We start from the raw sequence: 26,615 nt of genomic DNA on the forward strand, positions 1-26,615 counted from the left end.
GCCCGATGAGCCAGGCGGCGCAGAATCTGAACTGGTTGATCACCAACTTCGTGGACAACACCCCTGGGGTGTCCCACACCGTGGTGGTCTCCGCCGACGGACTCCTGCTGGCGATGTCCGAGGGTTTCCCGCGGGACCGAGCCGATCAGCTGGCGGCAGTAGCCTCCGGTCTGACCTCGCTCACCGCGGGGGCGTCCAGGATCTTCGAAGGCGGTGCGGTCAACCAGACGGTGGTGGAGATGGAACGGGGCTTCCTCTTCATCATGTCCATCTCCGACGGTTCCTCGCTGGCCGTACTCGCACACCCCGATGCCGACATCGGTCTGGTGGGTTACGAGATGGCTCTGCTGGTGGACCGTGCGGGCAGCGTGCTGACGCCGGACCTCCGTGCGGAGCTCCAGGGAAGTCTTCTCAACTAACAGACAGACAGTGCGTTTCACGCCACCGCACCATAGGGTGCGGTGGCGCGGGCTCCACAGGGACATGGAACCGGCGACCGGCAGTCGGAGGAGGAAACGTGGCAACACCCCCGGGCGGACGCCCCTATGACGGTGCTCACCAAACACCGGGTGATCACTCTCAGAACCGTTTCAACTTTCCTTCCACGCCGAGCAGACAGGGCGCCCAGCAGCCCTACCAGCAGCCGCAGTCGCCGTACGACCCGTCGTACAACCAGCCGCAGCAGCCGCGCATCCAGCCGGTGCAGCCCCGGCGGACACCGGAGGCCGCACCTGCGGCACACAACCCGTTGGTGCGTCCCTACGCCATGACCGGCGGCCGTACGCGGCCGCGCTACCAGCTCGCCATCGAGGCACTGGTCAGCACCACGGCCGATCCCTCCCGGCTGCAAGGGCAGTTGCCCGAGCACCAGCGGATCTGCCGGCTGTGCATCGAGATCAAGTCGGTCGCGGAGATCTCGGCACTTCTCACCATCCCCCTCGGCGTTGCCCGGATCCTCGTCGCCGACCTGGCGGAGGCCGGACTTGTCGCCATTCACCAGCCCGGCGGCGACGAGTCCGCCGGCGGCCAGCCAGCCGTGACACTGCTCGAAAGGGTGCTCAGTGGACTTCGCAAGCTCTAGCGGCGGTGCAGCCCGCTCAACCACCAGCGCGAAGATCGTGGTGGCGGGCGGCTTCGGCGTGGGCAAGACCACGTTCGTCGGCGCCGTCTCGGAGATCAACCCGCTGCGTACCGAAGCCGTGATGACGTCTGCGTCCGCGGGCATCGACGACCTCACGCACACCGGAGACAAGACCACCACCACGGTGGCCATGGACTTCGGCCGTATCACCCTGGACCAGGACCTGATCCTGTACCTGTTCGGCACGCCCGGACAGGACCGCTTCTGGTTCATGTGGGACGACCTGGTCCGCGGCGCCATCGGCGCCGTCGTCCTCGTCGACACACGCCGCCTCGCCGACTGCTTCCCGGCGGTCGACTACTTCGAGAACAGCGGCCTGCCCTTCGTCATCGCCCTCAACGGCTTCGACGGACACCAGCCGTACAACCCGGAAGAGGTGCGGGAGGCACTGCAGATCGGCCCCGACACCCCGATCATCACCACGGACGCGCGGCACCGCGCGGACGCGAAGAGCGCGCTCATCACCCTGGTTGAGCACGCCCTCATGGCCCGCCTGCGGTAAGCCGGTTACCGCGGTCGCGTGTCTGTCTCTGTGGGGAAGCCCCCGCGCTCCTTCGGGAGGGCGGGGGCTCTCTGCTGTACGGGGGACGCCTGCGGCGGGCTTGTTCCCCCGACGGGGCTTCGCCCCGGACCCCGTATGCGACCTCCGGCCGCATGTCCTCAAGCGCCGGAGGGGCTGAATGATTCAGCCCCTCCGGCGCTTGAGGAGCGGGGGTCCGGGGGCAGCCCCCCGGGAACAGACAACGGCCCCGCTCACCAACACCGGTGGCGGGGCCGTAGAGGGCCTCAGGAGGGCCGGGCGTCAGCCCTGCCAGCTGTGGGATGGCTGGAAGCCCCGCTGGCGCTCCAGGCGGCGCCAGCCGGCCGTGGAGCTGCCGCGGTGCGCGGCCGGAGCCTCGGGCTGCGCGGCCGCACGCGCGAGCAGCACCGCGGTGATCGCGGCCAGCTCCTCGGGGTCGGCGTGACCCTTCTCGACGCGCAGCAGAGAGGAGGACAACGGGGATTCGGCAGAAGTACTCATGGGCGATCAGGCTCCAGTCTTCGCAGGGTCACTGCGGGGGGTTGCCGTGTTTGCGGGAGGGCAGGTCGGCGTGCTTGGTGCGGAGCATGGCCAGGGATGCGATCAGCACCCCGCGGGTCTCGGCCGGGTCGATCACGTCGTCGACCAGACCGCGCTCGGCGGCGTAGTACGGGTGCATCAGCTCGGCCTTGTACTCCTTGACCATGCGCACCCGCATCGCCTCGGGGTCCTCGGCATCGGCGATCTGCCGGCGGAAGATGACATTGGCGGCACCCTCGGCGCCCATCACCGCGATCTCGTTGGTCGGCCACGCGTAGGTCAGGTCCGCGCCGATGGACTGGCTGTCCATCACGATGTACGCCCCGCCATAGGCCTTGCGCAGGATCAGCGAAATCCTGGGCACGGTGGCGTTGCAGTACGCGTACAGCAGCTTCGCGCCGTGCCGGATGATCCCGCCGTGCTCCTGGTCCACACCCGGCAGGAACCCCGGCACGTCCAGCAGCGTGACGATCGGGATGTTGAACGCGTCGCACATCTGCACAAACCGGGCCGCCTTCTCGGAGGCCTCGATGTCCAGCACCCCGGCCAGCGACTGCGGCTGGTTGGCCACAATGCCCACCACCTGCCCGTCCAGCCGCGCCAGCGCGCAGATGATGTTGCGGGCCCAGCGCTCGTGGATCTCCAGGTAGTCGCCGTCGTCGACGAGCTCCTCGATCACCTTGTGCATGTCGTAGGGCCGGTTGCCGTCCGCCGGGACCAGGTCCAGCAGCGCCTCGCCGCGCCGGTCGGCCGGATCGTCCGAGGCCACCACCGGCGGGTTCTCCCGGTTGTTCGACGGCAGCATCGCCAGCAGGTAGCGCACCTCTGCGATGCAGGTCTCCTCGTCGTCGTAGGCGAAGTGCGCCACCCCCGACGTCTCGGCGTGCACATCCGCACCGCCCAGACCGTTCTGCGAAATCTCCTCACCCGTCACCGCCTTGACCACATCCGGCCCGGTGATGAACATCTGCGAGGTCTCCCGCACCATGAACACGAAGTCCGTCAGGGCCGGGCTGTAGGCCGCCCCGCCCGCGCACGGGCCCAGCATCACCGAAATCTGCGGGATCACCCCCGACGCACGGGTATTGCGCTGGAAGATCCCGCCATAGCCGGCCAGCGCCGAGACACCCTCCTGGATCCGGGCACCCGCACCGTCGTTCAGCGACACCAGCGGCGCACCCGCCGAGATCGCCATGTCCATAATCTTGTGGATCTTCGTGGCATGCGCCTCACCCAGCGCCCCGCCGAAGATCCGGAAATCATGCGCGTACACGAACACCGTGCGGCCCTCGACCGTGCCCCACCCGGTGATCACACCATCCGTGTACGGCTTCTTCGCCTCCAGACCGAACCCCGTCGCCCGATGCCGACGCAACTGCTCGACCTCATGGAACGACCCCTCATCCAGCAACAGCCCGATCCGCTCCCGCGCCGTCAGCTTGCCCTTCGCATGCTGCGCCTCGGTCGCCCTCTCACTCGGCCCACGACGGGCCTCCTCACGAAGGGCATGCAGTTCGGCCACGCGTCCGCGCGCGTCACTCGGCTCGCTGGTGGTCTCGTCCAAAACGGTCATGCATCGACCCTACGGATCCGACCAAGAAAACAGTCCCGTCGACTCCACACAGTCTCCGGAGCGTTCTCCTGTCACCACCGAACAGAACGCTTGCCCACTGCAGCCCTAGTACCAGCTGAGTGCCACCAAGCTTTGTGGAGGTTCAACAAGGCGTTCACCTGAGAGCCACTTCACAGTGTTGTGTGGCTCCGGCGGTGCCACCGCTGATCCGCAGCCGCAGCGAGCCTCCGGTGGAGAGGACTTCGATCGACGCGTCCTTGCTGGTCACCTTACGCACCGGGTGGTGCCAGGTGATCTCCAGCGGCGCTCCCGTACGCGGCGGCTCGCTGAAATGAAGGCTCGCAGTGTGCCGATTACTCCGAACGAGGGCACTCGCCGGTGCCGTCACGGTGAGCGGGCCCACCGTACCGGCCTGCCAGAAGTTCGCCGCGGTCAGTCCCAGGGAGCGGACGGCGACGGCCTGGCAGACCTTGCTGTTGGCGAGGATCCGCAGCCATCGCTCGTCCTCGGCGCGGGCGGCGAGCGCGCGGCGTCCCGCCCCGGGCATCAGGAGGTACGCGTACGAGGCGTCCACCGGGTCGGTCCCGTGGTCGAGCCAGAGGGTCTGGTAGCGGCGGGTGACGCGCTCGGTCGAGCTGGTGGTGTTGATGTCGCTCCAGGCTCCGGTGCGCTCCTCGCGCAGGGTGCGCAGTCGCCGCGTACCGCACGGGAAGACCCAGCCGCCGTGGCCTTCGAGGTGGGCCCAGCCACGGCCCACGGTGAATTTGTTCGTACCGCCGGCGCCGAGGTTGCGGTTGTCGACGATCGTCTCGACGGGTAACCCGTCGGTGCTGGTGATGCCCGCGCCCAGGCAGATGACCGCGTCCGCGACGCAGAACCACGATGTGCGGGCCTGGAGGGTGGAGCCGAGGCCGAGCAGATGCTGGCCGACGGCCGCGAACTCGCCGTCGCTCGCCCCGCCGACCCACGTCGCGGCGGGCTTGGGTTCGCCCCATTCACCGCCCGCCCGGTCGGCAAGTCGCTTGGTCGACACGGTTGTTCCCGGCAGCCGGTAGAAGTCGACGGTGGGCCAGAACCAGTCGGTGTACTGGCCGCCGTTGCCGGGGGTCCACCAGTAGGTCATTCCGGCTCCGGTGTGCCAGCCACGGGGATTCTCGCCGTTGCCGCACTCGTAGTACGCGATCCGCTCCGAGGCCATGGCGATGTTCGCGGCCCAGCCGGGCCGGCGGTGCACGGCCCGGTCCATGGAGGCGAAGAGCTGATGGCCGACCGGCTCGGGCGCGGCGGCCACGGGCGCGGCGGCGACCGCGTGCAGCCGGGAGAGGTCGGCGACGCCGAACTGCCCGGCGGTGAGGATCGGGGTGATGGTGTCCCGCTCGATCCAGCCCTTGATCCGGGCGTGCCACCTGTCCCGCTCGGCGGCCGATGCCCCGCCCGCGAGCAGGGCGATCGCGGCGATGAGCGCCTGCCCGTGGAAGTGGTCGCTGCGCATGATCCTGCGGTCGTCGCTCTTGAGGTAACCCCGGCTGATGGCACGGCCGTTGACGCTGTCCATCATGAGCCCGTCGTGGATCAGCGGCGCGTACGCGTGCTCGACGCTGTCCAGGATGATCTGCCGGCCTGGGTCGGTGACGGCCCAGGCCGAGCCCGCGAGCAGGGCGAAGAGGCGCCCCAGACCGTCGAGCATGACCTGTCCGTACGTGCCGGAATAGGCGACCCAGGTGTGCTGGACGAACGAGCCGTCGGCGTAGAGGCCGTCGCCCTTGGTGACGTAGGGGAAGACGGGCGAGAGGGCGTCCCGGGCGAGGGCGATCTTGGCCGGGTTCCGGCCGAGGACGCCGCGCAGCACGACGGAGCGGCACAGATCGACGCGGTTGGCGCCGGTGGAGGTGCCGCTGTAGTCGCCGAGCACCGCGTCGGGGATGAAGTGGTCGACGGCGGCGAAGGCGGCCTCGCGCTGTGCGGCGGTGAGCCGGTCGTGCAGGACGGCGACGGTGTCCATGAGGAGGCGGGGGCTGCCTATCTGCCAGTCCCACCAGTTGCCGTAGCGGGTGGTGGAGGGGTTGTAGATCTTCGCTGCGAGATGGTCGAGGCCGCGGACGATGTCGGCGAGGAGCCCGGCGTCACCGGTGAGGCCGGTGCCCTGCTGCGCGTACGCCTGGGTCATGGTCCACAGGCGGCTGTAGCTCTGGGTGATCCCGGCGGACGGGTTGAAGGGGTAGCCGGGCCACAGGGAGGTGTCGGTGGGGGCCATGGAGGTACGGAATCCGGCGGCGAGCCGCCCGGTCTCGGCGAGGCGGGACGCGTAGGGCTCGGCTGTCGGGTCGTAGCCGGTGCCGAGGCTGATCTCCAGCCAGCGCTGCCGCAGGGTCTCGTACTCGTCGTCGGCCATGGCGGGTCCCGGGGAGGCGAGGACGAAAGCGCTCGCTGCCATGATCCCGAGAACGGTACGGCGTGACCACACGGCAGCCTCCTGGAAGGGGTGGGAAGCGCTTGCCCCTCGGTTTCCGCATTCAACACGAGGGGCAAGCGCGGCTCAGTTACCCCGGGGCTCCGCACTTGAATCGCGCACTGCCCCAGTCCGCGTGGTCATTGCCGTTCCCGTCGCCGCCGTCGCCGACGACCAGATCGGCATACGAGGCACCGGTGACGTCCGCGGTCAGTTGCCAGGCGGCGTCCGCGGCCTTGAGGACCGGCGACTTCACCTTCTCGGCGCCGTCCGCCAGCACGCTGAACTGCACGCTGCCGCGCGAGGTCTGGACGTCGTCCACCCCCACCTCGGCGGTGAAGGACGTGCACTGCCCGCCCAGGTAGTAGCGGACCTTCGCCGGAGCGTGCGTGCCGAGCCCCTTGGCGTACGCCACTCCCCCGATCGTCAGCGGGCTGCCGTCGCCCGTCCCTGTCTCGCCGTTGGACACGTCGCGCTCGACCGGCCCCCAGCCGTTCTCCGCGGACGTCCAGTCGATGTCACTGGCCCAGGCGTCGGCGGCGGGCGGTGGCGGAAGGGTGCGTACGGAGGCCGAGGCGGCGAGCTTCCGCGCGGAGGCGCCCACGGCGTACGTGACCTGTGAACCGAGCGGGTACGTCTGGTACTTGGCGTCCGCGGGCGGTGTGACCTGCCAGCTGCCGGTGACCTTCGCGCCGGGCGCGACCGCGTCGAAGGACACCGGCCCGGCGGGCTCAGCCGTCCACCCATCGGGCAGTGCGAGAGCGATCGAGACGCCGGTCGCGGGCTGCTCCTCGTAGCTGGTGAACACCGCCTTGACCGCGTTCTTCCGGCCGGGCTCCAGGGTCTCGGCGGCCGGTTCGACGCTCAGCGTCCCGCAGGCCGCCTGCCCGTCCGCCGGACCCAGGTCGGTGACGGTGAAGCCGTCGAGGACGAAGTCGGCACCGTCCGGGGCGTCGTCCCGTTTGCGCAGACCGGTCCAGGTGTCGCCGCAGCCCGCCGTGACGGTCTCGGTGAAGTGCCCGGTGGCCCTCCCCCAGCTACCGCTGGGAGGTGCCCCCAGCTGCCCGATCGGCGTGCGCCGGGTCTCGACGGAGGCCGGGGTCCCGTCCGCGCCGGTCCGGTCGTAGCCGGTGACCCACTCGTACGCGCCCGTATGGCTCGACTGGTAGTCGTACTCGACCCGGTAGCTGTGCCCGTTGCTCATCGGCACGGTCCAGGGTGCCGTGCGGTAGACCAGACCGGCGTTCTCCTCGTGGGACTTCAGGGACTCGGCCCCGCCCAGCACGTCGTCGATCAGCTTCCCGTTCCAGCCCGCCTGGGTGTACGGGGCGTGCTTCTGCGCGATGTGGGTGCGCGGGTCGGTGACGCCGCCCGCGTCGCCCTTGAGGAAGGGGCCCCAGCCCTGGTCGACGGCCTCGAAGTCCTCGTACGCCACCGTGCCCGGCCTGGTCGCGGGCGCGTTCTTGACGACGCGCACGTCGTCGATCCGCACCCGCGCCGAACTGCCGCTCGCTGCCTCGGCCTTGAGGGTGGCCGTGCCGTCCGCCGGCGCGGTGAAGTTCACCTTGGCCCGCTGGAAGTAGGTGTCGTGCCGGTCGGAGGCGGCGACCTGGTCCTTCGCGGTCGAGCGCTCGACGGTGACGGACGCGCCGCCGGCGGACAGGGTCGTACGGCGCTCCTTGCCCGGCTGGACCTCGATCCACGCGGACGCGCTGTAGCGGGCCCCGGGTGTGAGCCCGGTCAGCCGCTGGGAGAGCGAGGCGGCGGACGTACCGCTGAGCACGGCACTGTTGCGGCCGTGGTCGTCGGTGTCCCGGGCGACCGTGCCGCGCTTGGACCAGTCGTCCAGGCCCGCGTCGTTGAAGCCGGGGTCGGCGACCGGCCCGCCCTCGCCCCACCGCGGGGCCGCGGGGGCGGGCGCGCGGTCCGGGTAGAGGACGTACGGCTGCCCGGCGGCCGCGGTCAGGCTGATCCTGCCGCCGACCGGGCGTACGGTCCCGGTCTTGACGCGTCCGTTGTCGGTGAGCTTGTAGACGGTGTACGAGGCAGCGCCACCGACCGCCCAACTGCTGCTGCCACCGGCCTTGTTGTAGTGGTAGAGCTTCTTGCCGCCGTCCCACGGCAGCAGATAGGCATCGCCGTCCAGGACCTTGCGGCCGTGGTCGTAAAAGGTGCGGCGGCCGTCCTCGACCGTGCCCCGGACGCCGCCGGTGAAGGTCAGATCGTTGCCGTTCCAGCGGGTGATTTTCTCCTGCTGGAGGTATTTGGCGGGCAGGTCGCGCTGCCAGACATTGGCGTAGAAGGCGTTCCAGTCACTCTCGCCCGTCCAGCCCTCGAAGTCCTCCAGGGCACTCTGGCCGAGGACCGGATGGTTGTTCCAGACGTCCTTCTCGCCGTTGCGGATGAAGCGGATGATCCGGGAGTTGAGGCCCTTGTTGGTGGCCCCGCCGTAGTCGAGGTCATTGGCCCAGTGCGACCAGAGCGAGGCCCGTTCGAACTTGTCGGCCCACTCCGTGCCGACGTTCCAGCCCTGTGCCTGCACGGCCTGCATGGTCTTGTCGGCGATCCAGCCGTGTGTGTAGTAGACATCGATGTAGAGGAGGGAGAGATTGCGGTCGGTCTCGTCCCTCAACTGCTGGAATCTGCGGGCCAGATCACCGCTGTTGATGTCGCGCCGCTGGTCGATGTAGTAGCTCTGGTTGAGCCAGTTCCAGCCCGGCTTGGTCTTGTCGACGAGGCTCTCGCTGAAATGGTGGGCCTCGGGGTACGACTCGGTGGCGTTCACATGCACGCCGAAGGTCGCGCCCCACTTCTTGCCGTCTTTGAGCAGCGTATTGAGGTCGGCGAGTCCCCCGGCCCGCTTGTTGTAGTTGCCGCCGTAGTCGGGGTGCGCGGAGTCGTGGCCCTCGGAGCCGTATCCCTTGAGCAGCGCCAGCTGGCCGAGCCCGTCGGTGGCGAGCGAGATCCGCTTGACGTCGTCCAGGGTGCGCAGGAAGGGGTGGGTGGCCTGGCTGGCGAAGTTGAACGGGATATGGGTGATCACCCGGTCCGGCGTCTGCTCGCTGCCCGGGGCCCTGATCCCGATCGAGCGGAAGGCGACGGCTCCGTCCTGCCAGTCGACCTTCTTGTCGCCGTTGGCGTCGGGGGTGACGACGACCTTCGCCCAGGGCAGGTCCCTGCCGCTGGCGGGCTTCGGGGCGCCACTCCCCCGGTAGGTCCACTGCCCCGACCAGACGCCGACGCGTGTGCTGCCGTCGGCGGCCTTGCGGGCCTGGTGCCAGAAGCGGGCGTCGTCGCCGCCGGTGGCGCCGCTGGGCTTGTCGTAGCTGGAGTTGGACTCGACGGCGGCGGCGAGGGAGCCGGTGTTGACGAGGGCGTACGAGGCTCCGACCGGTGCCGCGTCCGGCGCCGTCTGGTCCGTGACCCTGCCGAAGACGTCGGCGGTCCTCGTCGAGTCGGGATCGAGGCGCGTGAAGGCGGTCTCGGCGCCGGATTCCGTACTGCCGACCGAGACGAGGTCGTGCCCGGGTATGTCGATCGTGCCCACGCGGAAGGCCTCGGTGTCGCGGATCGCGGTGACCTTGAAGGTCAGGGCCCGCCCGGCGACGGTCAGCGTCGCGTCGATCTCGACCCCGGACAGCGCGGCGAAGGCCAGGGTGTACGCGGCACTCGACGCCGTGAGGGTGGGCGTGCCCTTCACCTGCACCGCGTACGCCTTGCCGTTGAGGGTCACCTCGCTGACCGCGCTCGTGCTCCCGAGGAGCGTTGCCCCACCGGTCCGGTCGGTGTACGTCAGGACCCGCGGGAAGTCCTTGGCTACGGCGACCGAGAGCTGCGGCGAGCCGATGACGGCAGGGGCTTCGTCCTCGCCCGCGGCGGCCGGGAGCGCGGGTCCGGCAAGGGCGAACACGGCGGATGAGACGGCGGCCAGGGCGCACGCCGCACGGAGTCTTCGTGGCATGGGGACTGAGTAGCCCTCCGTTCTCGCCATCGTCAACGAAGTCGTGCGCTCCGGCGAGCGGCAGTCCAACAACCGCCGCGCGTTAGTCCAAGTCGCCGCCCGGACCGTCAGCTTGTGAAGCCCGCAAAGAATCTGAGAGCGCTCTCAGTCACAACTCTTGACGACTGCCCCACGCGTCGCAAGAGTGGGTCTCCCCCCACAACTCCAGGAGTACATCCGTGATATCCCGACGTATGTTCCTGACAGGAACAGCCGCTGCAGCGACCGCACTCACCTATCCCGCCTGGGGAAGCGCTCTCAGCCCCCGGGCCAAGGCCGCGCCCCCCACCTGCGAACTGGCCCTGGAGAACACGTCGCTGCCCGGCACGGTCCACGCCTATGTCACCGGCCACGCGCAGGACTCCAACCAATGGGTGCTGCTGCGCCCCGACGGAAGCGTCTACCGGCCCGACTCCCCCTCCGCGCCGCAGACCCCGCTCCCCGTCGACTGCGCGATCCCGCTGAAGGGGGCAGGCGCGGGCCCGGTCGTACTGACGCTTCCTCAGATGTACGGCGCGCGCGTCTACTTCGTACGCGACGACAAGCTGGACTTCTTCCTCAACCCCGGGCCCTCCCTCGTCGAACCCGCCTTCGCGACGGAGGCCGACCCCAACTACGGGCGCACCTGGTCCTTCTGCGAGTTCACCTTCAACCCGCAGCAGCTGTTCGCCAACATCAGCTACGTCGACCTGGTGACCGCGCTCCCCATCGGCCTCACGCTCGAAGGCGACGCGACCCACACCGTCGCGCCGCTCCCCGACGGCGCACTGAAGAAGATCGCCGACGACCTCACCGCGCAGGCCGCGCGCGACGGGCAGCCCTGGGACAAGCTGATCATCCGCGGGTCGGACGGCGAGGTGCTGCGGGTCATCTCACCGCAGACCGTGATGGCGCCCTACTTCGACCGGCCGGCCGAGATGCCCTTCCGGGACGTCTTCAATGACTACATCGACAAGGTCTGGGAGAAGTACCGCTCCACCGACCTCAAGGTCGACCTCCAGGGCGGGCGCGGCGTGCTCACCGGCCGCGTGAACGGCGACGTCCTCAGCTTCACCGGCGGGCACAGCTTCGCCAGGCCCTCCTCGAAGGACATCTTCACCTGCAACCACGGGCCCTTCGCCAACAACCCGGGCGACCCGGACGACAAGAAGGCCCTGCTGGCCAGGATCGCGGCCGCCTTCAACCGGACGACGCTGCTGACGCATCCCGACCAGCCGAACGGTGCGACCACGGCGGACTACTACCTGGCCCCGGCCACCAACCACTGGTCGCGCGTGGTCCACGCGAACACCCCGATCGGCTATGCCTTCCCGTACGACGACGTCCGGCCGGACGGGCAGCCGGACGTGTCGGGGGCGGCGTTTGACGGGAATCCGAGGCGGTTCACGGTGACGGTGGGGAGCTGACGGCGGGGCGGGCGGTGCGCCTGCGGCGGGCCTCTACCCCACCCCGCCCTCCCCCAGAGCTTCGCCTGGGAGGTACCCCCATCCCGAACTGGGGGCAGGCCCCCAGACCCCCGAACGCGCTTCGCGCGTGTCCTCAAACGCCGGACGGGCTGGATGTGCGGCCCTGCCGCACATCCAGCCCCGCCAGCGATTGAGGCGCGGGGTCCGGGACCGAGCCCCGGTTACGGGGAGGGGCGGGTAGGGGAACAGCGCCGCAGACACCCCCGTCAGCAGCCGCCGCAGTTGTAATAGAGGACATCCCAGTGGCTGCCCTCGTCCGCGTAGATGTTCCCCGACCCCGACTTCCACTGCGGAGCCCCGTCACCGGGCCGCGCCCCGATGTACGTGAAGGTGTTCCTGATGTAGTTCCCGACGCACGTGTACTTGCTGAAGTCCAGCTTGTAGCCGTTCCAGTGCGAGTACGTCCCGCTCGCATGCCCGGCCTCCGTACCCCCCGTGATGTTCAGCGCGCACCCGCTCGCGCTCCTGAGCGTCTGCGCCCCCTTCGCGGTCGCGAGGTTCAGCTGCTCGAAGGACGTACACGTCGGGTTGTTGCGGTCGGAGCAGCCGCCGGACGAGGACCACGTGATCCCGGACGAGCGGAACATCGACGTCGCCGTGGCATGGCTGATCTTGGTGACCGCGTGAGCATCGGTCGCGCCGGTGATGACGCCGAACCCGGGCGCGAAGAGCGCGCCGGTGACGAGCGCGAGGGCGGTTGATACGGAGCGGATTTTCATGGGGATCCCTCCTGCTGATGACCCTTGAGGACCGTGGATTCCTGGGGGACGGCCGTGCAGGTGGAGCGCCGTGCAGGTGGAGCAGAGAGATGGTCCCGAGTTCTACGCGCGTCCGCCAGAGGGCCGCCATGACCTCCGGGTGAACCTCTCGCAAAGATGTTGAACTTTGAAGGGAATGCATCTACAGTCGATGTCGTTGAAGCTTAAACAACACGCCACCACGTCCCCCAAGGAGTGCGTCATGGGTCTCTTGAACCGCAAGGCCGACACCGCTGCAGCCACCGCCACCGCCACCCGCGAGGTGGACCCGGCGCTGGTCGCTCTCACCGGCGACTACAGCATCGACCCGGCCCACAGCAGCATCGGCTTCACCGTCCGCCACGCGATGGTCACCAACGTCCGCGGCTCGTTCGGGGACTTCTCCGGCAGCCTGCACCTGAACGGCGCCGACCCCCACCACTCGACCGCCGAGATCGACGTCAAGATCGCCAGCATCGACACCGGAATCGCCGACCGCGACGGCCACCTGCGCAGCGGCGACTTCTTCGAGGCAGAGCAGTACCCGCTGATGACGTTCCGCTCCACGAACGCCGAGCAGCTGGGCGGCGACACGTACCGCATCACCGGTGACCTGACGATCAAGGACGTCACGCGCCCGCTCGCCATCGACCTGGAGTTCAACGGATCCGCCACCGACCCCTACGGCAACGAGCGCGTCGGCTTCGAGGGCAAGGCCGAGATCCTGCGCTCCGACTGGGGCCTGACCTGGAACGCGGCGCTCGAGACCGGCGGCGTCATGGTCAGCGACAAGGTCAAGCTGACCTTCGACATCTCCGCCATCAAGGCCGCCGCCTGATCCTCGCGCCCGACCCCCTGAGCGCGCCCGCCCTGCCGTCCCCCGCGGCCGGGGCGGGCGCTCGGTCGTGCGGCTGCCTGATCCCGCGGCTCAGAGACCGTCGGTGTAGAGGATCTTGTTGGGCGACCCGGGGCTGAGACCGGCCAGGACGTTCTTGGTGGACCAGGTGTTGAGCCAGGCCGCGACCTGGTCCGGCGCCGCGGTCGGGTTGATCGCCTTGTAGAGCGCGGCAGCCCCCGCGACATGCGGGGAGGCCATGGACGTGCCGCTCAGGGCGACGCTGCCGCCGCCGAGCTTCGCGGAGACGATGTCGGCGCCGGGAGCGTAGAGGGCGACACAGTCGCCGAAGTTCGAGAAGTCGGTCTCCTTGTCGTTGCGCCCGGACGCGGCGACCGCGACCACGCCGTCCGCGGACGCCGGCGAGACAGCGCAGGCGTCCGACGCTTCGTTCCCCGCCGCGACGACCGGCAGCACCCCGCTCTCCGAGAGCGCGGTCGCCGCTTCGTTCACCGTGACGGACTTGGCGCCGCCGAGGGAGGCGTTGAGCACGGCGGGCTGGACGGCGTTCTCGGCCACCCAGTCGAACCCTGCAAGGACCCCCGACCAGGAGCCCGTGCCCTCGCAGTCGAGTACGCGGACGCTTACCAGCGAAACACCGCGCGCCACACCGTGGTTCGCGCCGCCGACCGTGCCCGCGACATGCGTTCCGTGCCCTTGGCAGTCCCGGCCGCGCAGGCCGTCCCCGACGACGTCGTAGCCGTACGTGGCGCGCCCGCCGAACTCGCTGTGGCCGAAGTCGATTCCGGTGTCGAGGATGTACGCGGTGACACCGCTGCCGGTGCCATTCACCTTGAACTGGCTGTTGAGCGGCAGACGGCGCTGATCGATCCGGTCGAGACCCCAGGACGCGGACGGTACGAGCTCGGCACCGGCCTCCTCCATGGGCAGCGCGGTGACCTCGGCATCCTCCTCGACGGCGGCAACACCGGGCGTCGCACGCACGGTCTTCAGCTGAAGCGGGGTGAGCGGGGCGGCGAAGCCGCGCAGTGCGGACTTGTAGGAGTACTGCGACGTCAGGCCGAGCTTGCGCACCAGCTCGTCCGGGTCGGCGCTTGCGCTGAGCGACACGATGTAGCGGCCCTTCAGGGCCTTCGCGGAGTGGTACAGCGGGGCCGGGCTGGAGGCGGACGGCTCGGCGGACGCGGAGAGCGGTCCGGCGGACATCAGGACGGCGGCAAGGGCCGCGGCGGCGAAGGCTTTGAGCCTCGTTCGGTTTGGCATGCGCACGAGGCAAGCACGCAAAAACGATCACGGTCAATCACGTACGGTCGCTGTTCGAGCACTTTCAGTAGTGGTTCGATTTACGCCCCCCATGTGGACCGGTCGCCGAGCCGTACAGCCAGTTCGTACGGCCCGTGACGGGTCAAGCGCGCCCTGTGAGGGGAAGGGGGCCACCATGCACTCGGCTAAACGGCCCAAGCGGGTCACCTCTTGGCACGTCATCGGCGCACAGCTCGCCGTCTTCCGGAACGCGGCACGTTTGACCCAGGCGGAGCTCGCGCGGCAGCTGGGCGCGGGGGAGGAAACCATCGCGTCCATCGAGCAGGGACGCAGGCCGCTGAAGCTGGACCTTGCGGAGATCCTCGACGAGCTGCTCGAAACGAAGATGGCGCTGCAGACGGCGGTGCGGAAGGTGCCGGAACGGGAGCGGTTTCCGGCGTTCGCGCAGGACTACGTCGGGCACGAGCAGGAGGCCCTGACCCTGCTGTCGTATCAGGACCACGTCGTGCCGGGGCTGCTCCAGACCGAGGAGTACGCTCGCGCGGTCTTCTCCTGCCTGTATCCACCGCTTGACGAAGACGAGGTGGAGGAGTGGGTCTCGGCCCGACTTGCCCGGCAGAAGGTCTTCCAGCGCAAGCCCCGAGTCATGGCGAACTTCCTGCTGGAGGAGGTCATGCTGCACCGCCCGATCGGAGGCAGCTCTGTGCTGCACGAGCAGATCCAGCATCTCCGGCGCTGTGCCGAACTCCCTTTCCTGGGGCTGCAAATCATGCCCACCGACAGGGAGGTGCACGCAGGACTGGCTGGCCCCATGGTGCTGCTCGAGACGCCCGACCACGACCATCTGGCTTATGTCGAAGGGCAGTTGGTCAGCTTCCTGCATGATGATCCAGACAAGGTCAGTGTCCTTCAGCAGAAATATGGGATGCTGCGTTCGCAGGCCCTCTCCCCCGCGGAGAGCATGGGCCTGCTGGACGAACTGCTAGGAGAGTCATGAACTGGTTCAAGTCCAGTTACAGCAGCGACCAAGGTGGAGACTGCGTCGAAGTCGCGTACGACTGGCGGAAGTCGAGCTACAGCAGCGACCAGGGCGGTGCGTGTGTAGAGGTCTCCGCCCACCCCCTCGCCGTCCACATCCGTGACTCCAAGAACCCCACCGGGCCCGTCCTCACCGTCGCCCCGGACGCCTGGGCCGCCTTCGTCGCCGAGCGCTGAGTCAAGCCCGGAGGTGATCCACCCGCTCGCCGGTGTGGGTCTCTATCTCCGCTGCCGCTTCGTGCAGCAGCCGATGCGTTACCTCGCTGAGGGCACGCGCCACGGCCAGTTCGTCTCCGATGTGCGGGACGTTCTGGTCCCCACGATTACGGTGCGCCGTGCCCTCTCCCAGGATCAGTTCCGCGTTCTGACCACGCAGCCTGGCCTCGGCCTTGGTCAAGTGGTCGTTCTCCGTGATGACGATCTCGACATTCCACTTCTTGGTCTGCATCAGAAGCCACCGCCTCCGTCGAATCCGCCCCCGCCGTCGAAGCCTCCGCCGCCGCCCCAGTCGCCGCCGCCGAAGTCGGAAGAGCTGAAGTCGGCCCCGGAGTAGTCACCGCCGCCGAAGTCGCCACCGCCGTACTCCGCCGCGTACGCCGGGGTGGAGAGCGCGCTGCCCAGCAGCGTGCCGACGAGCAGGCCGGGCAGGAGGCCGCCGCCGAAGTAGCCGCCCGCCCACGGGCCGTACGCGGGGCCCGCCTCCCAGTACGGGCGGCGGCCGGACGCCGTTTCGACCGTGCGGGCCATCGGGTCCTCGCCGTCCTCCAGACGGGCCGCGTCGGCGGCGCAGACCGGGACCTCGCGGGGCAGGCCGCCCGCCGGGGTCCAGGTCATGTCCGTCGTCGAGGGGCCGTGGCGCGGGTCGAAGAAGCAGGGGGCGCGGCGCTCCGGAATGGCCTCGCCCGTACGGCGTGCCTCCAGGACCGCGAGTGAGAACCGGCCGTCATCAAGGGCTTGCGTGACCGGGCGTACGTCACTGGGGTGTTCGGCCGCGCCCATCAGGGACTTCGCCTTGTCGTACGAGTCGAGTGCGCGCTCGTAGTCGGCGCGCATGGCATCGTCCGCGCCCCTCTCCGAAGGGTGGAAGTCGAGCCGGTCGAGCTCCTCGCCGTAGGCGGTGATGTCCTCGTCGACGACCACGCGCAGCTTGTCGAGCGCGGCCCGCTCCTCGGCGGCCTTCCGCTGCCGGTTGCGGCGGACGATCGTGTAGGCGCCCGCGCCGCCGGCGGCCACGACCGCGCCGAGCACGATCAGGGTTCCGTAGTCCGAGCTGTTGTCGGAGCCGGCGCCCCAGGAGGACGGGGCGCTGCCGCGCAGCTGGGGCAGCGCCTGGTCGACGAAGTTGTTCAGCTGGGTCGCGGCGTCGGCGCCGGGGGGCGTCTTGACCGCGGTGACCAGGTTCTGCACGGCCTGGTTGGACATGACGCTGCGGTCCGCGCCCGCGTTGAAGCCGTTGCCGAGGCGGACGGCGTACAGGCCGGTGATGCCGGTCTCGGTACGGAGGTTGCGCAGGACCGAGTCCGGCGGGAACTCGGCGGCGTTGGGAAGGACGGCCACGAAGAGGGGCTTGTCGGCGTCCTTGATCTTCTTGGTCAGCGCGTCGGCGTCGGCCTTCGAGAGCTGGCCGGAGGCGCGGGGATCGACGTAGACCGGGCTCTTCTTCAGCGCTTCGGCCACGGTCTCGGGGCCGGTGGCGGCTAGCGCTTCCGGCGCCGCGAGGAGGGCGGTGGCGGAGAAGGCGAGCAGCAGACCGGACAGTGCGGTGAGCAGCCGGGGCTTCATACTTCGACGCTACCCGAATAGGGGCGAATCCGGACAAGCGCGGGGCTTACGGTCCGGGGACGCGGTGCGCCTGCGGCGGGCCTTGTACCCACCCCGCCCCTTCCCGAACTGGGGCTCCGCCCCAGACCCCGCTCCTCAAACGCCGGAGGGGCTGGATGTGCAGCCCGTCCGGCGATTGAGGACATGCGGCCGAAGGTCGCATACGGGGTCTGGGGGCGCTGCCCCCAGTAAGGACTAACCCACCCTGAACGCCACCGTCAGGCTGGCCACCGCCCCCGTCACGTCACCCCCCAGCGCCAAGTGATCCGCCACCGCGAACGGCTTCGCCGACGCCGCCGTCACGTGCTGCCCGATCTTCTGCTGGGCGATCAGGCGGGCCTGGGAGACGAGCGCCCGGGCCTCCGGGGAGTCCCCACGTCCCGCCGCCTCCAGGACCCTGGCCGCTAGGGCGATCGCCTTGAGGGTGAGTTCCCCGCCCGGCGGGGGCTTCCGCAGCGTGGTCAGGCCCCAGCCGTAGGGGTACTGCGGGTCGTACGCCGCGTCGCCGACGTTGATCGGCAGCTGGTCCGCCGACTTGGGCCAGGTGACCGGGAGCTGCCCGGTGAAGGGCCGCTTGCCGTAGAGGACATCGGCGACGCCGTCGCCCTCCGTGCCGGGGAGCCAGGAGGCGACGAGCGCGTCGATGTCGCCGAGGCGGTCGCCGATGAGCTGGGGGCGGCCCGAGACGATGAGGACCGCGCACTTCATGGCCCCGCAGACCTTGTCGACCGCCGCCTTGTCCGCCGCGCCGAGCTCCAGGTCGTGGCCGTTGCCGACGTCGCCGATGCCCTCGGCGTACGGAGTTTCACCGACGACGACCACGCCGACGTCATGGCCGTCCGTCGGCGCGGAGGCGTCCTTGGAGTAGGTGAGGGCCGCGTCCGGCGCGGCCTTCTTCATCGCCTCCAGGATTGTCGTGCCGGTAGTGATCTTTCCGGAGGAGCCCTGCCAGGTGACGGTCCAGCCGCCGGCCTGGTTGCCGAGGTCGTCGGCGTTGGACCCGGCGACGTACACCTTCTGCGACGGCTTCAGGGGCAGCACCGCGCCGTCGTTCTTCAGCAGGACCTGGGACTTGGCTGCGGCCTCGCGGGCGACCGCGCGGTGTGCGGCCGAGCCGACCGTGCCGATGTTGGCGGTGTCCGCGTACGGCTTCTCGAAGAGGCCGAGCGTGAACTTCTGGGTCAGGATCCGGGAGACCGCGTCGTCGATCCGGGCCCGGCTGATGCGGCCCGCGTTCACCTCGTCCTGCAGGGTCTTGTGGAAGTCGGGGTATGCCGTCGGGACCATGATCATGTCGAGTCCCGCATTCACCGACGTGCGGACGTCACTCGCGTAGTCGCCGGGAATCTGGTCGATCGCCTGCCAGTCGCTGATGACGAAGCCCTTGAAGCCCATGCGGTTCTTGAGCACGTCGTTGATCATCTCGGCACTCGCGTGCATCTTCACGGGGCCCTGGTCGTCGCCGACGATGTCGAGCGAGGAGTACGAGGGCATGACCGAGCCGGTGCCGCGCTTCACCGCTTCGGCGAAGGGCGCGAGGTGTACTGCTTCCAGCTCCTGACGGGTGACCTTGGTGATGCCCTGGTCGATCGTGTACGAGCCGGTGGCGGACGAGCCGTACTCCGTGCCGCCGTCGCCGACGAAGTGCTTCGCGGTGGTCAGCACCTTGTCGTTGCGGTCGAGGTCCTTGCCTGAGGGCGGTCCCTGCATGCCCTTGATGACGGTCTCCATGGCGGTGACCAGCGCCGGGTCCTCGCCGAAGGACTCGTACGAGCGGCCCCAGCGCTCGTCGCGGGTGACGCAGAGGCAGGGTGCGAAGTCCCACGGAATGCCGGTGGCGCGTACTTCCTTCGCCGTCACCGCTCCGGTCTTCTCGGCGACTGCCGGGTCACGCGTGGCCCCGATGCCGATGTTGTGCGGCATGATCGTCGACCCGATGACATTGTTGTGGCCGTGGACCGCGTCCACGCCGTAGATCAGCGGGATCTGGAACCGCGTTGCCTGGGCGCGCAGTTGGTACGCGTCGACCATCTTCGCCCAGGCCTCGGGGGCGTTGGGCGTGGGCACCGAGCCGCCGCCGGAGAGCAGTGAGCCGAGGTCGTAACGTGCGATGTCACCCTGGGACTTGAGGGCGTTGCGCTCGGCCTGGGTCATCTGGCCGGCCTTCTCCGCGAGTGTCATCCGGGAGAGGAGATCGGCGACGCGCTTCTTCACGGGGAGCCCGGCGTCGAGATACGGCAGTCCGTGGGCGTCGACGACGACCTGCGGGGTCTCGGCGGGGGGCTTGGCGCCGGTGACGGTGAGTTTGAGCGGGATCGTCTCGGCGGACTCGGCCGCGGAGTCCTTCTTGGTGGCGACGGCGACGGTCTCGGACGTACCGGAGACCGATCCGGCCGGGAAGGTGACGGTGCCGGAGACCGGGGAGTAGTCCGTGCCCGCTTCGGCGCTGCCGCCCTCGGTGGTGTACGCGACGGTCACGGGCTCGTCGATCGGGCCGGAGCCGGTGGTGGCGACGGAGATCTTCACCTGGGCGGTGCCGCCCTCGTCGACCGGGTACACGGCGGCGTCGGTGATGACCTTCGCCTTCAGGGCCGGGTCGGCCTTTCCGTACAGCTCGACGCCGTCCATCGCGAACTTGCCGGGCGCGCCGGTGGGGAGCGTGAGCGCGTATCCCCACATCTCGTTGAGGCCGAGGATCTGGTCGATGCCGCCCACGGGCTGGTAGTCGGCGCGGTAGACGAAGTCGGCGAACGGGATCTCGACGAGGTGCCAGCCCTCCCAGTCGTCGGTGAACGACGTGGTCCACAGCTCGGACGCCTCGCCGTTGGCACCGCCGTCCTTGAGCTCGAAGTTGATGCGCTTGCCGGAACCGGGCGGCAGGGGTGCGGTGTTCTGGCCGTACCACCAGAAGCGGATGCCCTTGTGAGCCGTCCAGTCGTGGGCGGGCTTGTCGAAGGCGAAGTCGTGGGTGAGTCCGCCCCAGCCGCTGATGTCGTAGCTGCCTTCGAGGACCTTGGCGCCTTCGGGGGCGTCGGCTCGCTCCTTGAGCTCCAGCTTGGGCTGGTCGTCGGCGTCGCTGCCCCAGGTGAAGATGCCCTCGGCGGGCGGGTTCGCGAAGGGGACCTCGCCCTCGAAGCGGTCGACGGGGACGGGGGCGGGGTCGTCGGCGGCGGCACTGGGGACAGCGGCGGCCAGCAGACCGGCGAGCACGGCGGTCGCGGCGAGCACCGCGGTTTTGGTCCTGGTTCCGGTTCCGGCTCTGCTTTTGAAGCGCGTGCGGGTGCGGGGTGGCATTGCGGCTCCTTCGTAGGTCATGACGCAGGAACAGGTCAGGGCGCGGCGACAGGTCAGGGCGCGGATCGGCGGACGACCAACTCCGTTGGGAGGACGACCGGTTCGTCCGGCGCCGGGGTGCCGCCGAGGTGGGCGAGCAGCATCCGCGCCGCCGTTTCGCCCATCTCCCGCATGGGCTGGCGCACGGTCGTCAGGGGCGGTTCGGTGTGCTGCGCGACGGGGATGTCGTCGAAGCCGACGACGGCGATGTCGTCGGGCACGCTCCGGCCGGCGGCACGCAGGGCCCGCAGCACGCCGACCGCGCTGAGGTCGTTGTGCGCGAAGACCGAGTCGAAGGGGGTGCCGACGGCGAGGTGCCGTTCGACCGCGAGCTGTCCGGAGAGCTCGGTGAAGTCGCCCTCGGCGATCAGGCCGGTCGGCAGGATGCCCCGGAAGCCGTCCAGCCGGTCGCGTACGCAGCCGAAGTGGCGGCGGCCGGTGACGATCAGCGGGCGGGTGCGGCCCGAGGCCAGCAGATGCCGGGCCGCCGATGCTCCGCCCTCCAGGTTGGTGGTCGCGACGGAGGGGAATTCGGGGTGGTGGCCGCGGTCGTCGATGAGGACGACCGGGAGGCCCTTGCGGTGCATCGCGGTGATCGTGCCGAGGGTGTTCTCCGGTTCGATCACGAGCAGTCCGTCGAAGGCGCGGGCCGAGACCTGGCTGGTGAAGCGCTCCACGGACTCGGCGCCGCGGTTGCAGGTGAAGAGCAGCAGTCCGTAGCCCGCGGCCTCGACGGTGTCGACGACTCCCTGGAGGACTTCGCCCATCCAGGGCCAGGTGAGCGGGGGCGTCAGCATCCCGACCGTACGGCTGGTGCCGCGGGCCAGGCCGACGGCGCCGCTGCTGGGCACATAGCCGAGGCTTGCGATCACTTCACGAACACGGGAGGCCGTGCCGGAGTCCACCTCGCCCTTGGTGTTCAGGACGCGGGACACGGTGGTCTTGCTGACCCCCGCCTCACGTGCGACGTCGGCGATCGTGACTCGCATCGGGGCCTCCGCGTCGAGGGTTTGGGCGGGTGCTGGGACCGGTTCCGGAACCGGTTCCGGAGTCTGGGCGGTGAGTTAACCCCTGACGAAGAGTGCCGTCAATACTTCACGTCGGGATTGGTCCAAACCCAACTCCTGTGCGGATCTTGCCCGTTGTGCGTTCAGATCCTGAATGCGCAAACCCTTGACGGCCGTACCCGACGGCAGTTCACTCTCGGCTCGTCCCCCACACCACTGCCGGAGAGGGCCCCAGCCCATGGCACGACGAACGAGAACGATCAGGATCCTGCTCGCATCCGCCCTGGCCGCCGCCGGACTGACGGGTCTGACGACCGGCTCGGCGCAGGCCGCGGGCGAACAGGTGAACATCTGGCTCACCACCACCGACGACGCCGGCGGCAGGCATGTCACACGCGGGCTCCAGCAGCAGACGCCCCTCACCTTCCAGGTGGGCAGCGGCGGTTCGGGAACCAACATCACCGTCGACGAGAACACCCGCTTCCAGACCTTCACCGGCGGCGGAGCCTCCTTCACCGACACCGCGGCCTGGCTGATGAAGAGCAGCGGCGCACTCTCGCAGGCGACCCGCGACGAGACGATGAAGAAGCTCTTCTCCCCCACCGAGGGAATCGGGCTCTCCTTCGTCCGCAATCCGATGGGCGGCTCCGACCTGGCCCGCTTCGGCTACACCTACGACGACGTCCCGGCGGGCCAGACCGACCCCTCGCTGTCGAAGTTCTCCGTCGCACACGATCTCGCCGACGTACTGCCGCTGACCAAACAGGCCAAGCAGCTCAACCCCGCGCTGACGACGGTGGCATCGCCATGGACCGCGCCCGCGTGGATGAAGGACAGCGGACAGCTGGGCGGCGGCTGGCTGAAGTCGGAGTTCTACGGCGCCTACGCCGACTACTTCGTGAAGTATCTCCAGGCCTACCGCGACCAGGGCATCCCGGTCGACTACGTCACCGCTCAGAACGAGCCGACCTGCTGCGCCGGTTATCCGTCGATGAGCTGGAACGCCTCGGGTCTGGCCTACTTCACCAAGAGCGAGCTGCTGCCCAAGCTCCAGTCCGCGGGCCTGCCCACCAAGGTGCTCGCGCACGACTGGAACTGGGACACCTACGACGCGTACGCCGCGGCGACGGTGAATGACGCGGCGGTGCGCAGCCACCCGAACTTCGGCGGGATCGCCTGGCACGGATACGGCGGCGATGTCTCCCGGCAGACCGAGGTGCACAACCAGTACCCGCAGCTGGACGCCTTCCAGACCGAGCACTCGGGCGGCACCTGGATCGGCAACCAGCAGCGCGAGGACATGCTGAACATCGTCGACTACACCCGTAACTGGGCGAAGTCGGTGACCAAATGGTCCCTGGCCGTCGACCAGAACCGGGGTCCGCACAACGGCGGCTGCGGCGTCTGCGACGGGCTGATCACCGTCCACAACGGGGACAGCCGGCACGGCCAGGTCGACTACATGATCGAGTACTACACGATGGGCCACCTCACGAAGTTCGTCCGGCCCGGCGCCCAGCGGATCGCCTCCACGGCGAGCTCGGCCGTGCCGAACGTGGCCTGGCGCAACCCGGACGGCTCGAAGGCGCTGATCGCGTACAACGACTCCTCGTCGGCGCAGTCCCTCACCGTCAACTGGGGCGGGCAGCACGCCACGTACTCGCTGCCGGGCAAGACGTCCGCGACCTTCACGTGGTCGGGCACGCAGAGCGGCGGTACGGACACGACGGGGAGCCTCGTCGGGCTGGCCGGAAAGTGCCTCGACGTGGCGGGCGGAGCCGGCGCGGACGGCACGGCCGTCCAGCTGTGGGACTGCAACGGCACGGCCGCCCAGCGCTGGACGGTCCGCTCCGACGGCACCGTCCAGGCCCTTGGCAAGTGCCTGGACGTGACCGGAGGATCGACGGCCGACGGCGCGAAGGTCCAGCTGTACGGGTGCAACGGCTCGGGCGCGCAGCAGTGGCGCCGGCAGGCGTCCACCGGCGACCTGGTGAACGCCCCCGCCGACAAGTGCCTTGACGTGAGCGACAATTCATCGGCGAACGGGGCCCGGGCGCAGATCTGGTCGTGCACCGGAGCCGCCAACCAGAAGTGGCGGCTCCAGCCCTGAGCCCGCAGCCCTGACCGGTCCGGCCGCTACTCGGCGGGCTCGACCCCGGCGCGCAGCAGGCCGTAGGTGTACGCGTCCTCCAGTGCCTGCCAGGAGGCGGCGATGACATTGTCGGCGACGCCGACCGTGGCCCACTCGCCGCCTCCGTCGCCCGTGGTGATCAGGACGCGGGTGGTGGACTCGGAGCCGTGACGGCCTTCGAGGATGCGGACCTTGTAGTCGATCAGCTCCAGCTTGGCGAGCTGCGGGTAGATCTTCTCCAGGCCGACCCGCATCGCCCGGTCCAGCGCGTTGACCGGGCCGTTGCCCTCGGCGGTGGCGACGATGCGCTCTCCCTTGGCCCACAGCTTCACCGTGGCCTCGTTGGCGTGCGTGCCGTCGGGGCGGTCCTCGACGATGGCCCGCCAGGACTCCGTACGGAAGTAACGGCGCGCCCGGCCCTCAGCCTCCTCGCGCAGCAGCAGCTCGAAGGAGGCGTCCGCGGCCTCGTAGGTGTAGCCCTTGAGCTCGCGTTCCTTGACCCGCTCGACGACCCGGCCGACGAGCTCGCGGTCGCCGCCGAGGTCGATGCCGAGCTCTTTGCCCTTGAGCTCGATGGAGGCGCGGCCGGCCATGTCGGAGACGAGCATCCGCATGGTGTTGCCGACCTGCTCGGGGGCGATGTGCTGGTAGAGATCGGGGTCGACCTTGATGGCGGAGGCGTGCAGTCCGGCCTTGTGCGCGAAGGCTGAGACGCCGACGTAGGGCTGGTGGGTCGAGGGCGTGAGGTTGACGACCTCGGCGATGGCGTGCGAGATACGGGTCATCTCGGCCAGCGCGCCCTCGGGCAGTACCTTCTTCGCGTACTTGAGCTCCAGCGCGGCCACGACCGGGAACAGGTTGGCGTTGCCGACCCGCTCGCCGTAGCCGTTGGCGGTGCACTGGACGTGCGTCGCGCCCGCGTCGACGGCGGCGAGGGTGTTGGCGACGGCGCATCCGGTGTCGTCCTGGGCGTGGATGCCGAGGCGCGCGCCGGTGTCCGCGAGGACGGTGGAGACGACGGCCTGGATCTGGGCCGGGAGCATGCCGCCGTTGGTGTCGCACAGCACGACGACATCGGCGCCCGCGTCGGCCGCGGCGCGGACCACGGACTTGGCGTACTCCGGATTGGCGCGGTAGCCGTCGAAGAAGTGCTCACAGTCCACGAAAACGCGGCGGCCCTGTTCGCGCAGGTGGGAGACGGTGTCGCGGACCATCTCCAGGTTCTCTTCGAGGGTGGTGCGCAGAGCCAGTTCGACATGCCGGTCGTGCGATTTGGCGACCAGGGTGATCACCGGGGCGCCCGACTCCAGGAGGGCCCTGACCTGCGGGTCCTCAGCGGCCCTGGCGCCCGGGCGGCGGGTGGCGCCGAAGGCGACGAGCTGGGCGTGCTCGAAGGTGATCTCCTGCTGGGCGCGGGAGAAGAACTCCGTGTCCCGGGGGTTGGCACCGGGCCAGCCGCCCTCGATGAAGCCCACGCCGAATTCGTCCAGGTGCCGGGCGATGGTCAGCTTGTCCGCGACGGTGAGGTTGATGCCCTCGCGCTGGGCGCCGTCGCGGAGCGTCGTGTCGAAGACATGGAAGCTGTCGTCGGTCTCCGTGGTCATGGCTGAGTTGACTCCTGTCGGATTCGTGGCTCCGGAAGTTCTGGCTCCACTTGCCCCCATCTTCGCGCGGTTCGCTCCTTGGCCGGGGTGGGGCCGTAAAACGAAAAAACCTCTCGCGGGTGCGAGAGGTCTGCGCGCGGGTCTGGGGCACGGTGCCGCTGCCGCGGGGGGTTACTGTCCACGGGTCAGCGGTCACTGCGGACCGGCGCGCTCTTGCCGATAATCATGGCGAATGAGAGCACGATGGCAGTCTGCCACAGCCCGGGCGGGCATGGACGACAGTCTCACGATGCGGTCACCCACGCGCCGGGGCCGCACATTTCAGCCCGTCCGGCGTTTGAGGACATGCGGCCGAAGGTCGCATACGGGGTCCGGGGCGAAGCCCCGGGCTTGCCCCCAGTTCGCGCCGCGAAGCAGGCGCAAGGAGGGTGGGGGGTCCCCCCCGGACGGAGTCTGGAGGGGGGCGGGTAGGGGAGAGGCCCCGCGCAGCGGCCCCCAAGGAGTTACGGGGCCTACGCTCCCGAGAAGAGCGTGTCGTCGAGGAACTCCCTCACATGCGCCAGAACCTGGGGCCGCCCGGTGCCCGGTATGCCCACGGCGACATGGACGCTGAAGCCGTCGAGGAGGGCACGCAGCCGGGCGGCGTAGCGGTCGGCGTCGACCGCGCGGAACTCGCCGCGCGAGATTCCCTCGGCGAGCAGCGCGACCAGATCCCGGTGCCAGACTCCCTCGATGGCGGCCTGGCGGGCCCGGGCGTCGGCATCGGCGCTCTGCGAGCGGTTCCAGACTTCGAGCCAGAGCGTCCAGTGGGGGTCGCGCGGCCCGTCGGGCACGTACAGATCGACGTACGCGTCGAGCCGCTCGCGCACCGTGCCCTGCCGGGAGAGCAGCGAACCGCGCTCGGCGCCGAGGCGGCCCTCGCTCCACTCCAGTGTCTGGAGCAGCAGCTCGTCCTTGGTGCGGAAGTAATAGAGCAGATGCCCGCTGCTCATCCCGACCTCCCGCCCGAGTCCGGCCATCGTCAGCCCGTCGAGCCCGCGCTCGGCGATGGTGGCCATGGCGGCTGCGAGCACGGACTCTCGGGGCGGCGCGATATTGCGGCGGCGCGGGGCGGGGGTCATACGGCGGCAACCGCA

At 69.6% G+C, this 26,615-nt stretch carries 20 protein-coding genes; 8 read left to right on the top strand and 12 right to left on the bottom strand.

Features of this window, described 5'->3' with window-relative positions; all coding sequences use genetic code 11:
- The first annotated feature begins 5 nt into the window (after positions 1 to 5).
- The 3 genes from OG905_RS12610 to OG905_RS12620 all read left to right on the top strand — a co-directional run bounded on the left by OG905_RS12610 (position 6) and on the right by OG905_RS12620 (position 1,643).
- On the top strand, positions 6 to 419 hold the full coding sequence (locus tag OG905_RS12610) for a roadblock/LC7 domain-containing protein (RefSeq protein WP_006127847.1): 414 nt from the start codon (positions 6 to 8) through the stop codon (positions 417 to 419).
- A gap of 98 nt (positions 420 to 517) precedes the next feature.
- Complete coding sequence (locus tag OG905_RS12615; RefSeq protein ID WP_328667957.1) at positions 518 to 1,081, top strand: DUF742 domain-containing protein; 564 nt, start codon at positions 518 to 520, stop codon at positions 1,079 to 1,081.
- Positions 1,062 to 1,643: a GTP-binding protein gene (locus OG905_RS12620; protein ID WP_050791473.1), complete on the top strand. Its 582-nt coding sequence runs from the start codon at positions 1,062 to 1,064 to the stop codon at positions 1,641 to 1,643. Before OG905_RS12615 ends, OG905_RS12620 begins: the two co-directional genes overlap by 20 nt.
- A 300-nt stretch (positions 1,644 to 1,943) precedes the next feature.
- On the opposite strand, the gene OG905_RS12625 is transcribed toward OG905_RS12620, so the two are convergent.
- The 4 genes from OG905_RS12625 to OG905_RS12640 form a co-directional block, all read right to left on the bottom strand.
- A complete protein-coding gene (locus tag OG905_RS12625) occupies positions 1,944 to 2,162 on the bottom strand; it encodes an acyl-CoA carboxylase subunit epsilon (RefSeq protein WP_328667967.1) in 219 nt (72 codons plus the stop codon).
- Between the two features lie 28 nt (positions 2,163 to 2,190).
- Positions 2,191 to 3,774 carry an acyl-CoA carboxylase subunit beta gene (locus tag OG905_RS12630; protein WP_328667969.1) on the bottom strand — a complete coding sequence of 528 codons (1,584 nt, stop codon included), beginning with the start codon at positions 3,772 to 3,774 and terminating at the stop codon, positions 2,191 to 2,193.
- 154 nt (positions 3,775 to 3,928) lie between these two features.
- Complete coding sequence (locus OG905_RS12635; RefSeq protein WP_328667971.1) at positions 3,929 to 6,208, bottom strand: polysaccharide lyase 8 family protein; 2,280 nt, start codon at positions 6,206 to 6,208, stop codon at positions 3,929 to 3,931.
- Positions 6,209 to 6,314: 106 nt separating this feature from the next.
- Positions 6,315 to 10,184, bottom strand: coding sequence for an endo-alpha-N-acetylgalactosaminidase family protein (locus OG905_RS12640; protein ID WP_328667972.1), 3,870 nt, complete (start codon positions 10,182 to 10,184; stop codon positions 6,315 to 6,317).
- A gap of 233 nt (positions 10,185 to 10,417) precedes the next feature.
- On the opposite strand from OG905_RS12640, the gene OG905_RS12645 reads away from it, so the two are divergent.
- Positions 10,418 to 11,629 carry a glycoside hydrolase family 64 protein gene (locus OG905_RS12645; protein WP_328682293.1) on the top strand — a complete coding sequence of 404 codons (1,212 nt, stop codon included), beginning with the start codon at positions 10,418 to 10,420 and terminating at the stop codon, positions 11,627 to 11,629.
- Between the two features lie 266 nt (positions 11,630 to 11,895).
- Here the strand turns inward: OG905_RS12645 and OG905_RS12650 are convergent, their stop codons facing one another.
- The gene (locus tag OG905_RS12650; RefSeq protein WP_328667973.1) at positions 11,896 to 12,408 is read right to left on the bottom strand and encodes a hypothetical protein; all 513 of its coding nucleotides are present in this window, start codon (positions 12,406 to 12,408) and stop codon (positions 11,896 to 11,898) included.
- Between the two features lie 241 nt (positions 12,409 to 12,649).
- Between OG905_RS12650 and OG905_RS12655 the strand changes: the two genes are divergently transcribed.
- Positions 12,650 to 13,264 carry a YceI family protein gene (locus OG905_RS12655; protein ID WP_328667974.1) on the top strand — a complete coding sequence of 205 codons (615 nt, stop codon included), beginning with the start codon at positions 12,650 to 12,652 and terminating at the stop codon, positions 13,262 to 13,264.
- Between the two features lie 90 nt (positions 13,265 to 13,354).
- Here OG905_RS12655 and OG905_RS12660 read toward each other — a convergent pair whose 3' ends face one another.
- Complete coding sequence (locus OG905_RS12660) at positions 13,355 to 14,545, bottom strand: S8 family peptidase (protein WP_328667975.1); 1,191 nt, start codon at positions 14,543 to 14,545, stop codon at positions 13,355 to 13,357.
- Between the two features lie 175 nt (positions 14,546 to 14,720).
- On the opposite strand from OG905_RS12660, the gene OG905_RS12665 reads away from it, so the two are divergent.
- The gene (locus tag OG905_RS12665) at positions 14,721 to 15,542 is read left to right on the top strand and encodes a helix-turn-helix domain-containing protein (protein WP_328667977.1); all 822 of its coding nucleotides are present in this window, start codon (positions 14,721 to 14,723) and stop codon (positions 15,540 to 15,542) included.
- On the top strand, positions 15,539 to 15,760 hold the full coding sequence (locus tag OG905_RS12670; RefSeq protein ID WP_328667979.1) for a DUF397 domain-containing protein: 222 nt from the start codon (positions 15,539 to 15,541) through the stop codon (positions 15,758 to 15,760). Before OG905_RS12665 ends, OG905_RS12670 begins: the two co-directional genes overlap by 4 nt.
- Before the next feature lies 1 nt (position 15,761).
- Here the strand turns inward: OG905_RS12670 and OG905_RS12675 are convergent, their stop codons facing one another.
- The 4 genes from OG905_RS12675 to OG905_RS12690 all read right to left on the bottom strand — a co-directional run bounded on the left by OG905_RS12675 (position 15,762) and on the right by OG905_RS12690 (position 21,726).
- Positions 15,762 to 16,031 (bottom strand): DUF1876 domain-containing protein, encoded by a 270-nt coding sequence (locus OG905_RS12675; protein WP_328667981.1) that lies wholly within the window; start codon positions 16,029 to 16,031, stop codon positions 15,762 to 15,764.
- Complete coding sequence (locus tag OG905_RS12680; protein ID WP_328667983.1) at positions 16,031 to 17,365, bottom strand: hypothetical protein; 1,335 nt, start codon at positions 17,363 to 17,365, stop codon at positions 16,031 to 16,033. The genes OG905_RS12675 and OG905_RS12680 overlap by 1 nt, the downstream gene beginning before the upstream one ends.
- 234 nt (positions 17,366 to 17,599) lie before the next feature.
- Entirely contained in the window at positions 17,600 to 20,698 is a 3,099-nt protein-coding gene (locus tag OG905_RS12685; RefSeq protein WP_328667985.1) for a glycoside hydrolase family 3 protein, read from the bottom strand.
- Positions 20,699 to 20,751: 53 nt separating this feature from the next.
- Positions 20,752 to 21,726, bottom strand: coding sequence for a LacI family DNA-binding transcriptional regulator (locus OG905_RS12690; RefSeq protein WP_328667987.1), 975 nt, complete (start codon positions 21,724 to 21,726; stop codon positions 20,752 to 20,754).
- Positions 21,727 to 21,982: 256 nt separating this feature from the next.
- Between OG905_RS12690 and OG905_RS12695 the strand changes: the two genes are divergently transcribed.
- Entirely contained in the window at positions 21,983 to 23,854 is a 1,872-nt protein-coding gene (locus OG905_RS12695) for a ricin-type beta-trefoil lectin domain protein (protein ID WP_328667989.1), read from the top strand.
- Positions 23,855 to 23,880: 26 nt separating this feature from the next.
- On the opposite strand, the gene cimA is transcribed toward OG905_RS12695, so the two are convergent.
- Positions 23,881 to 25,479 (bottom strand): citramalate synthase, encoded by a 1,599-nt coding sequence (cimA, locus tag OG905_RS12700; protein WP_328667991.1) that lies wholly within the window; start codon positions 25,477 to 25,479, stop codon positions 23,881 to 23,883.
- A 512-nt stretch (positions 25,480 to 25,991) separates the two neighbouring features.
- The gene (locus tag OG905_RS12705; RefSeq protein ID WP_328667993.1) at positions 25,992 to 26,600 is read right to left on the bottom strand and encodes a TetR/AcrR family transcriptional regulator; all 609 of its coding nucleotides are present in this window, start codon (positions 26,598 to 26,600) and stop codon (positions 25,992 to 25,994) included.
- Positions 26,601 to 26,615 lie beyond the last annotated feature (15 nt).

The sequence above is a fragment of the Streptomyces sp. NBC_00322 genome, assembly GCF_036147535.1.
GTDB lineage: Bacteria > Actinomycetota > Actinomycetes > Streptomycetales > Streptomycetaceae > Streptomyces.

Excerpts from the sequence above, each read along its gene's own strand:
- OG905_RS12610 (WP_006127847.1), top strand. The coding sequence starts at position 6 with ATGAGCCAGGCGGCGCAGAATCTGAACTGGTTGATCACCAACTTCGTG.
- OG905_RS12625 (WP_328667967.1), bottom strand. The coding sequence starts at position 2,162 with ATGAGTACTTCTGCCGAATCCCCGTTGTCCTCCTCTCTGCTGCGCGTC.
- OG905_RS12630 (WP_328667969.1), bottom strand. The coding sequence starts at position 3,774 with ATGACCGTTTTGGACGAGACCACCAGCGAGCCGAGTGACGCGCGCGGA.
- OG905_RS12635 (WP_328667971.1), bottom strand. The coding sequence starts at position 6,208 with ATGGCAGCGAGCGCTTTCGTCCTCGCCTCCCCGGGACCCGCCATGGCC.
- OG905_RS12640 (WP_328667972.1), bottom strand. The coding sequence starts at position 10,184 with ATGCCACGAAGACTCCGTGCGGCGTGCGCCCTGGCCGCCGTCTCATCC.
- OG905_RS12645 (WP_328682293.1), top strand. The coding sequence starts at position 10,418 with ATGTTCCTGACAGGAACAGCCGCTGCAGCGACCGCACTCACCTATCCC.
- OG905_RS12650 (WP_328667973.1), bottom strand. The coding sequence starts at position 12,408 with ATGAAAATCCGCTCCGTATCAACCGCCCTCGCGCTCGTCACCGGCGCG.
- OG905_RS12655 (WP_328667974.1), top strand. The coding sequence starts at position 12,650 with ATGGGTCTCTTGAACCGCAAGGCCGACACCGCTGCAGCCACCGCCACC.
- OG905_RS12660 (WP_328667975.1), bottom strand. The coding sequence starts at position 14,545 with ATGCCAAACCGAACGAGGCTCAAAGCCTTCGCCGCCGCGGCCCTTGCC.
- OG905_RS12665 (WP_328667977.1), top strand. The coding sequence starts at position 14,721 with ATGCACTCGGCTAAACGGCCCAAGCGGGTCACCTCTTGGCACGTCATC.
- OG905_RS12670 (WP_328667979.1), top strand. The coding sequence starts at position 15,539 with ATGAACTGGTTCAAGTCCAGTTACAGCAGCGACCAAGGTGGAGACTGC.
- OG905_RS12675 (WP_328667981.1), bottom strand. The coding sequence starts at position 16,031 with ATGCAGACCAAGAAGTGGAATGTCGAGATCGTCATCACGGAGAACGAC.
- OG905_RS12680 (WP_328667983.1), bottom strand. The coding sequence starts at position 17,365 with ATGAAGCCCCGGCTGCTCACCGCACTGTCCGGTCTGCTGCTCGCCTTC.
- OG905_RS12685 (WP_328667985.1), bottom strand. The coding sequence starts at position 20,698 with ATGCCACCCCGCACCCGCACGCGCTTCAAAAGCAGAGCCGGAACCGGA.
- OG905_RS12690 (WP_328667987.1), bottom strand. The coding sequence starts at position 21,726 with ATGCGAGTCACGATCGCCGACGTCGCACGTGAGGCGGGGGTCAGCAAG.
- OG905_RS12695 (WP_328667989.1), top strand. The coding sequence starts at position 21,983 with ATGGCACGACGAACGAGAACGATCAGGATCCTGCTCGCATCCGCCCTG.
- cimA (WP_328667991.1), bottom strand. The coding sequence starts at position 25,479 with ATGACCACGGAGACCGACGACAGCTTCCATGTCTTCGACACGACGCTC.
- OG905_RS12705 (WP_328667993.1), bottom strand. The coding sequence starts at position 26,600 with ATGACCCCCGCCCCGCGCCGCCGCAATATCGCGCCGCCCCGAGAGTCC.